At 33.9% G+C, this 7,092-nt stretch carries 11 protein-coding genes; 10 read left to right on the forward strand and 1 reads right to left on the reverse strand.

The window, feature by feature from the left end; genetic code table 11:
* Window positions 1–37: 37 nt before the first annotated feature.
* The 10 genes from RWO85_RS02035 (at window position 38) to pezT (ending at window position 5,740) form a co-directional block, all read left to right on the forward strand.
* Window positions 38–271: a DUF5965 family protein gene (locus tag RWO85_RS02035; RefSeq protein WP_314413680.1), complete on the forward strand. Its 234-nt coding sequence runs from the start codon at window positions 38–40 to the stop codon at window positions 269–271.
* A complete protein-coding gene (locus RWO85_RS02040; RefSeq protein ID WP_314413682.1) occupies window positions 268–651 on the forward strand; it encodes a DUF5945 family protein in 384 nt (127 codons plus the stop codon). Before RWO85_RS02035 ends, RWO85_RS02040 begins: the two co-directional genes overlap by 4 nt.
* A 37-nt stretch (window positions 652–688) precedes the next feature.
* Entirely contained in the window at window positions 689–964 is a 276-nt protein-coding gene (locus RWO85_RS02045; RefSeq protein ID WP_314413683.1) for a hypothetical protein, read from the forward strand.
* 5 nt (window positions 965–969) lie between these two features.
* On the forward strand, window positions 970–1,533 hold the full coding sequence (locus RWO85_RS02050) for a DUF3990 domain-containing protein (RefSeq protein WP_314413684.1): 564 nt from the start codon (window positions 970–972) through the stop codon (window positions 1,531–1,533).
* Between the two features lie 373 nt (window positions 1,534–1,906).
* Window positions 1,907–2,095, forward strand: coding sequence for a hypothetical protein (locus RWO85_RS02055; RefSeq protein WP_031233184.1), 189 nt, complete (start codon window positions 1,907–1,909; stop codon window positions 2,093–2,095).
* A gap of 32 nt (window positions 2,096–2,127) precedes the next feature.
* Window positions 2,128–2,715 (forward strand): ATP-binding cassette domain-containing protein, encoded by a 588-nt coding sequence (locus tag RWO85_RS02060; protein ID WP_125417178.1) that lies wholly within the window; start codon window positions 2,128–2,130, stop codon window positions 2,713–2,715.
* A 3-nt stretch (window positions 2,716–2,718) separates the two neighbouring features.
* Window positions 2,719–3,903, forward strand: coding sequence for a hypothetical protein (locus RWO85_RS02065; protein ID WP_314413685.1), 1,185 nt, complete (start codon window positions 2,719–2,721; stop codon window positions 3,901–3,903).
* Between the two features lie 210 nt (window positions 3,904–4,113).
* Window positions 4,114–4,341 (forward strand): hypothetical protein, encoded by a 228-nt coding sequence (locus tag RWO85_RS02070; RefSeq protein ID WP_314413686.1) that lies wholly within the window; start codon window positions 4,114–4,116, stop codon window positions 4,339–4,341.
* A 152-nt stretch (window positions 4,342–4,493) separates the two neighbouring features.
* Entirely contained in the window at window positions 4,494–4,970 is a 477-nt protein-coding gene (gene pezA, locus RWO85_RS02075) for a type II toxin-antitoxin system antitoxin PezA (protein WP_020903357.1), read from the forward strand.
* Complete coding sequence (gene pezT, locus RWO85_RS02080; protein WP_314413687.1) at window positions 4,970–5,740, forward strand: type II toxin-antitoxin system toxin PezT; 771 nt, start codon at window positions 4,970–4,972, stop codon at window positions 5,738–5,740. The genes pezA and pezT overlap by 1 nt, the downstream gene beginning before the upstream one ends.
* Before the next feature lie 345 nt (window positions 5,741–6,085).
* Here pezT and RWO85_RS02085 read toward each other — a convergent pair whose 3' ends face one another.
* Window positions 6,086–6,982 (reverse strand): tyrosine-type recombinase/integrase, encoded by an 897-nt coding sequence (locus RWO85_RS02085; RefSeq protein WP_314413688.1) that lies wholly within the window; start codon window positions 6,980–6,982, stop codon window positions 6,086–6,088.
* Window positions 6,983–7,092: the final 110 nt, after the last annotated feature.

The following is a 7,092-nucleotide window of genomic DNA, read 5'->3' on the forward strand; positions in this document are numbered from 1 at the left end:
GTGTTTTAGCTAATATTAGAATGAAGGAGGATAGTATATGACCATTATTGAACGCCTAGAAGAAAAGGTCACTAGGCAAGAAAACAAGGTAGCAAGAGAGACAGAAAAACTAGCTGCTTACAAAGAGCAACTGGAGACAGCGATGTTTGCGACGTTCAAAAGGCGTCAAAGCATTAGTCACATGAGTTTTGAAGAAGCTCTTGACCATGCATTTGGCAAAGAAAGACAATTCGATGATTCTGAATTTATAAAGGATGAAATGAGTGAATGACAAAAGATTGGAATTTTAATCAACCATTAGAAAGTAAATCAGAAAATCAAGAAGATCCAGATAAAATTGCGGCCTTATTTGGAAATCATCAAGGAGGTAATGAAGTAAATTCTGAAGCAGCTTTTCAAAAGCGTAAACAAGCACCTGTGACGGAATCAAATTCTAGTTCTAAACCCAAAGTTACAGAGGTTAGAACAGGAAAAGAGACAGATATCACTACAAGTTATCAGCAACATCTTAAAAGACTTATTGCAGATAACAATAGCGATATTCAAAGTAGTCAAAAGAAAATTGAAGGGCTACACACGTTAATTGACACAAAGAATAAAGACAATAAGAAATTGCAGTCCATTTATGATGCGATTTCGGAATTACACTAAGCAGTCCTGATAGGCTGCTTTTTTTGAGAGGTTATAGATGTTTACAACATTTTTTAAGAAAAATCAAGACAATAGTGATGTATTTAAGAAGCTAATTCATCGACTATCTGATATGTCTGTCCAAGATCTTAAAAAAATAGACCGACTGCTAGATATCATTTTCACTCAAGATCAAGGATCAGAACAACTAAAAACAGAAGCAACTTATAGAGAAGAAACTTTGGACGACACATTAAAGGAAGCTAAAAATCAACTTCATAAGGAACAATTGGAGAAGAATTTAGAGAGATTTAGGAAAGACGGAAGGAAGTAAATGTTTTGGAGTTGACTACCAAGCAGGAAAAGCAACTAGGTCAGACGCAGTGGTTTCATGCTACATTATTGAGACATTTAGAATCCTTGAAAAAAGGAATCGATGTTAAATTTAATTTAGGAAGTGAGCTAGACTTTGGACCTGGTTTCTATATCACACCTGACTTTGAACAAGCTAGAAAATTTATTAACAAGCAAGTTGAAGTATTAAATCGAAGCACCTCTAATAATAATATTTTTGACTCTGAAGAAGAAGTAGGTAGTATAGTAGAATTTCGTATTTCAAATTTTATAGAAATTTTTAAGAGCACTGACTATCATTGTCACTATTTTTCAAAATATAAAAAGTCAGAGTCAGATTTAGATTTTGCGGAATTTGTAATTCAAAATCGGGAGAATCCAGATGAATTACAACATCATTTTGATTTTATCTATGGTGTTCAGACCGATGACAATCCACCCCAAGTTTTAGCTCATTTTCGTCAGAATGAAATTACAAAAGAAGAAATGCTTGATGAGTTTAGAAAACCAGTAACTTCTAAAACTAACTTCCAGTTTCTCACAACATAGCTTTTAGTATGAGAAAAACGCGTGAAATCAGTGGAAATTCGTCTTAGACTAACTTCCACTAGTTTTCTTTTTCTTGATATATAAGGGTTCAAAAGCGAAAAGACTTAGAAAAAAGTGCACGACAAATAGCCCTAAAACAGAGTCGTCTTAGAGTAAATTCCAGTTGCTAGCGTTTAGTGTAAGATTTTTCGGATCAAAAAAATTATTACATAACAAATAAAAAAACTATTGCATAACAGAGAAAAAATGATATAATTAAAGCGCTTTCAAAAGTAAATATATTAGTGTGGTGAAAACCATGAAAAAATCAGCAAAAGTTGCTTTATTAGCTAGTTTGTTATCACTTGGTCTTTTTCAGTCCAGTGTATCTGCTGTGACAGTCACTAAAAGTTACAGGTATGATTGGAATACGGTTTGGGAATATAGTACCAACTATCACGACCATCAATATGCTTGGATTCCGTCATGGTCTCGTTATGACAGCTATTCAGAGTATAAAGTTGATTCTGGCTGGAATTACGATCGTTATGAGGTCATAAACTACTATACTGGAGGATATTAATAGTTAAATGTTTAGAAGAAGGAGAGTTTGATATGTTAAGGCTTACTCATGTTACCCTAAAAACGCGACAAGTCATCTTGCAAGATGCGGATTTCACCTTTAAAAAGGGTAGGATTTATGGTCTTCTTGCTATCAATGGCTCTGGAAAGACGACCCTGTTCCGCGCCATTAGCAACTTAATTCCTATAAGTAGTGGAAATATTGTAGCTCCTCCTTCTTTCTTTTATTATGAGAGCGTTGAATGGCTGGATGGAAACTTAAGTGGGATGGACTATCTTCGCCTTATAAAAAATATCTGGAAGTCAGATCTAAACTTGAGGGATGAAATCGCCTACTGGGAAATGTCTGACTATATCAGTCTTCCCATTCGCAAGTATTCCTTAGGGATGAAGCAACGCTTGGTGATTGCCATGTATTTTCTCAGTCATGCGAAATGCTGGCTCATGGATGAGATTACAAATGGCTTAGATGAGTATTATCGACAGAAGTTTTTTGATAGGCTGGCACAAATTGATAGACAAGAGCAGCTGGTTCTTTTGAGTTCCCACTATAAGGAAGAGTTGGTTGACGTCTGCGATAGAATAGTAACCATTCATCAGGGAAAGATAGAAGAGGTTTAGTTTATGAAAGATGTTGGTCTATTTTTATTAAAAAAAGTTTTCAAAAGTCGCTTAAACTGGATTATCTTAGCTTTATTTGTATCTGTACTCGGTGTTACCTTTTATTTCAATAGTCGGACTGCAAACTCAGTCAGCTTGGAGAGTCGGTTGGATACTCATCTTGTAGCAAATGAGAGAGCTATCAATAAAAATGAAGAGAAACTCTCTCAAATGTCTGACACCAGCTCGGAGGAATACCAGTTTGTTAAAGAAAATTTAGACTTGCAAAAAAATCTTTTGACTCAAAAGAAAGAAATTCTGGCTTTGTTAAAAGAAGGACGCTGGAAAGAAGCCTACTATTTGCAGTGGCAAGCTGAAGAAAAGAGTTATGAAATTGTATCGAAGGAACCAACTTCTAGCTCTGACTTAAAAATGGCGGTTGACCGCGAACGAAAGACTTACCAAGCCCTGTATCCCTTGAACATAAAAGCCCACAATTTAGATTATCCGACCCACGGGATTGATCAGATTGTCTGGATTTTAGAGGCTATCATCCCAAGCTTGTTTGTGGTTGCTATTATTTTTATGCTAACACAACTATTTGCAGAAAGATATCAAAATCATCTAGATACAGCTCAGTTATATCCTTTTTCAAAAGTGATATTTGCAATGTCCTCTCTTGGAGTTGGAGTGGGTTATGTAAGTGTGTTGTTTATCGGAATCTGTGGATTTTCTTTTCTAGTGGGAAGTCTGATAAGTGGTTTTGGACAGTTAGATTATCCCTACCCGATTTATAGCTTAGTGAATCAAGAGGTAACTATTGGAAAGATACAAGATGTGTTATTTCCTGGCTTGTTATTAGCTTTCTTAGCCTTTATCATCATTGTGGAAGTAGTGTACTTGATTGCTTACTTTTTCAAGCAAAAAATGCCTGTTCTCTTTCTTTCACTCATTGGGATTGTTGGCTTATTGTTTGGCATCCAAACAATTCAGCCTCTTCAAAGAATTGCACATCTGATTCCCTTTACTTACTTGCGTTCAGTGGAGATTTTATCTGGAAGATTACCTAAGCAAATTGATAATGTCAATCTGAATTGGAGCATGGGGATGTTCTTACTTCCTTGCCTGATTATCCTTTTGTTAGTGGGAATTCTATTTATCGAAAGATGGGGAAGTTCACAGAAAAAAGAATTTTTTAATAGATCCTAGCTTTCCTATAGGGAAAATAAGTAAAAACTAACATAGAGAGGGAATCAACTTGATTCTCTCTTTTTGATTCGAAAACCAAGCCAAAATACAAACACAAACTTTTCAAAAAAAGTTTAGAAAACCCTATTCTTTTAAACAATTATCCACTCACAACCAATCTTTTAAAATAGAGAAGATTTATCAATCAAAAACAGGAGAGGAGTTACAAAAATGGCAGCAGTATCATTGGAAAATAATATTAAACTATATAGTTCAGAATTATTTCAAGCACTATTAAAAGCCTCTAATTATAAATTGGATGAGCGTATTGCTCAGACTGTTGCAGAAGGCTATGCTCGTAATCTAGATTATTCTGATCCTGAACTGATGCATGTTGGTGTAACTTCGGTTGCTAACAATCTGCTTACAAAAATTAAACAAGAGTATTTTATTGTATAGTATTTTGAAAAGCCACCGAAAAAGGAATTAGTCTTTAAGGTGGCTTTTTTAGAAGTAAAGTTTAGGCTAGAAAAACAAGAAATAACGCACCAATTTTGGTGCGTTCTGCTTTTTTATGCTATAATGGATTTAGAAAAATAAAGGAGTTTGCCATGATTGGAAAGAACATAAAATCCTTACGTAAAACACATGACTTAACACAACCTGAATTTGCACGGATTGTAGGTATTTCACGAAATAGTCTGAGTCGTTATGAAAATGGAACGAGTTCAGTTTCTACCGAATTAATAGACATCATTTGTCAGAAATTTAATGTATCTTATGTCGATATTGTAGGGGAAGATAAAATGCTTAATCCTGTTGAAGATTATGAATTGACTTTAAAAATTGAAATTGTGAAAGAAAGAGGTGCTAATCTATTATCTCGACTCTATCGTTATCAAGATAGTCAGGGAATTAGCATTGATGATGAATCTAATCCTTGGATTTTAATGAGTGATGATCTATCTGACTTGATTCATACGAATATCTATTTAGTAGAAAATTTTGATGAAATAGAGAGGTATAGCGGCTATTTGGATGGAATTGAACGTATGTTAGAGATATCTGAAAAACGGATGGTAGCCTAATGGGAATCCAAGATTATACTGATAGTCAATTTAAACAGGCTTTAGCAAGGAACCTTCGCTCACTGACAAGAGGAAAAAAGTCCAGTAAGCAACCTATAGCGATTTTACTTGGAGGACAAAGTGGTGCTGGTAAGACTACAATTCATCGTATTAAACAGAAAGAATTTCAAGGAAATATTGTTATCATAGATGGCGATAGTTTTCGTTCTCAGCATCCACACTATTTAGAACTGCAGCAAGAATATGGCAAAGATAGTGTAGAATACACCAAAGATTTTGCAGGTAAAATGGTAGAGTCTTTAGTAACAGAATTGAGTCATTTGGGATACAATCTTTTGATAGAGGGAACTTTACGAACGATTGATGTTCCAAAGAAAACAGCACAACTCTTGAAAAATAAGGGATATGAAGTACAATTAGCCTTAATTGCAACAAAGCCCGAATTGTCCTATCTAAGTACTCTTATCCGTTATGAAGAACTGTACGCCATCAATCCAAATCAAGCACGCGCAACTCCAAAAGAACATCATGATCTGATAGTGAACAATCTAGTTGAGAATACCCACCAGCTGGAGCAATTAGGTATCTTTGAACAAATCCAAATCTATCAACGAGATAGGACCTGTGTTTACGATTCGAGAGATGATGAAATATCAGCAGCAGCTGTTCTTCACGAGTTACTGTTTGGAGAGTGGAGTCAGGTAGAAAAGGATATGCTTAAATCTGGAGAAGAAAGATTGAAAGATTTAACTAATCGAAATGGTGGTTAGATCACGAATTTTAAAATATAGTCTATTTAGGATAAAAAAGTCTTTAAAATCAGAAAAACGCATAGTATTAGGTGTTGAAACTTGATACTATGCGTTTTCTTGTAGGAAGATTTACTCCATTTTCTTCTGAGATTGAGTTTTTCCTCATCTATATTTAAGGATATTTGAAAGTTATATTTTAGAAAAACAGTTATGGAGTTCTTAATACGGAATCTAGTATAAATGCTGATTCAAAGTGGAGTTTTGTATGCTTTTTGCTTTTGTTGAGTATAAAATCTATTAACTGAAGTCGAACTACAAACATTAATTTAAGATGAAGTAAACTGTAACCTCCGGAAATGTCTCTTATTCGATTTCAGAATGAATCACTGACATAGGATTAAAAGAACTAAGTATTTCTTTTTGTTTTGAATGAGATACGTGAGTATAGATTTGTGTGACTGATATAGAACTGTGTCCAAGAATTTGTTGAATGTATCGAATATCTACATCATTATCTAGAAGCATTGTTGCAAAGCTATGTCTAAACATATGTGGTGTAATAGTTTTAGATAAGCTATTTTGTTCAACGATTCTCTTTAAAATTAAACGTACACTTTGCTCTGACAATGGTTTAGGCGAATGTTTCCCTGGGAATAGGAACTCATTAGATTCCTTTCCGTTTTTATTTATATATGTTTCTAATAAATTGAAGGTTGTTTGATCTCCTAAAAATAGGATACGCTCTTTCTTACCTTTTCCTATAATACGGAGTGTCTTATTGGAAAGATTAATATCTTTGAGATGAATGTGACAAAGTTCAGAAATTCTGATACCTGTTGAAAGTAAAAGTGAAATAATTAGTAGATTTCTTTCTGCATGTTGTTTTTGATAGTCAGTTTTAGATAGAACTACTCTCTGCTCTAAATATAAAAAAATACTTTTCAGAATGTCATATGGAATCGTTTTAGGCAATATTTTTTCAGTTCTAAATTGAAAACGCAATTGATTGAAGGGGTTCTCTTCAATTATGTTCTGGTATTTTAGATAGTTATAAAACACCTTCATACAAGCAATTTTTCTTCTTAATGTATTCGTTTTTATGTTAGATTGTGTCAAGTGTTCTATATAGGATTCGACATTATCATAGTCTGAGTTATAAAATTGCATAAGATCATTCTTATAAGCGCGAATCGTGTGTGAACTCAAACGCTTATGAGTTTTGCAATAATCTAAGTAAGTAGAAATAAGTTTATAATCCATAAAAATCTCCTTTATCAATAATCATGCTATTATAAACTTATTTGGGTGCTTTGTATAGTGATAATAAATAGTTATCGGTAGGAGAAGGATGTGAGAGAATTTCAGTATTT

The organism is uncultured Streptococcus sp. (assembly GCF_963521865.1).
Classification (GTDB): Bacteria; Bacillota; Bacilli; order Lactobacillales; family Streptococcaceae; genus Streptococcus.

Bases quoted from the DNA above. Each gene is read 5' to 3' on its own strand.
- pezT (WP_314413687.1), top strand. From the start codon at position 4,970: ATGGGAATCCAAGATTATACTGATAGTCAATTTAAACAGGCTTTAGCA.
- RWO85_RS02065 (WP_314413685.1), top strand. From the start codon at position 2,719: ATGAAAGATGTTGGTCTATTTTTATTAAAAAAAGTTTTCAAAAGTCGC.
- RWO85_RS02035 (WP_314413680.1), top strand. From the start codon at position 38: ATGACCATTATTGAACGCCTAGAAGAAAAGGTCACTAGGCAAGAAAAC.
- RWO85_RS02045 (WP_314413683.1), top strand. From the start codon at position 689: ATGTTTACAACATTTTTTAAGAAAAATCAAGACAATAGTGATGTATTT.
- RWO85_RS02060 (WP_125417178.1), top strand. From the start codon at position 2,128: ATGTTAAGGCTTACTCATGTTACCCTAAAAACGCGACAAGTCATCTTG.
- pezA (WP_020903357.1), top strand. From the start codon at position 4,494: ATGATTGGAAAGAACATAAAATCCTTACGTAAAACACATGACTTAACA.
- RWO85_RS02085 (WP_314413688.1), bottom strand. From the start codon at position 6,982: ATGGATTATAAACTTATTTCTACTTACTTAGATTATTGCAAAACTCAT.
- RWO85_RS02070 (WP_314413686.1), top strand. From the start codon at position 4,114: ATGGCAGCAGTATCATTGGAAAATAATATTAAACTATATAGTTCAGAA.
- RWO85_RS02040 (WP_314413682.1), top strand. From the start codon at position 268: ATGACAAAAGATTGGAATTTTAATCAACCATTAGAAAGTAAATCAGAA.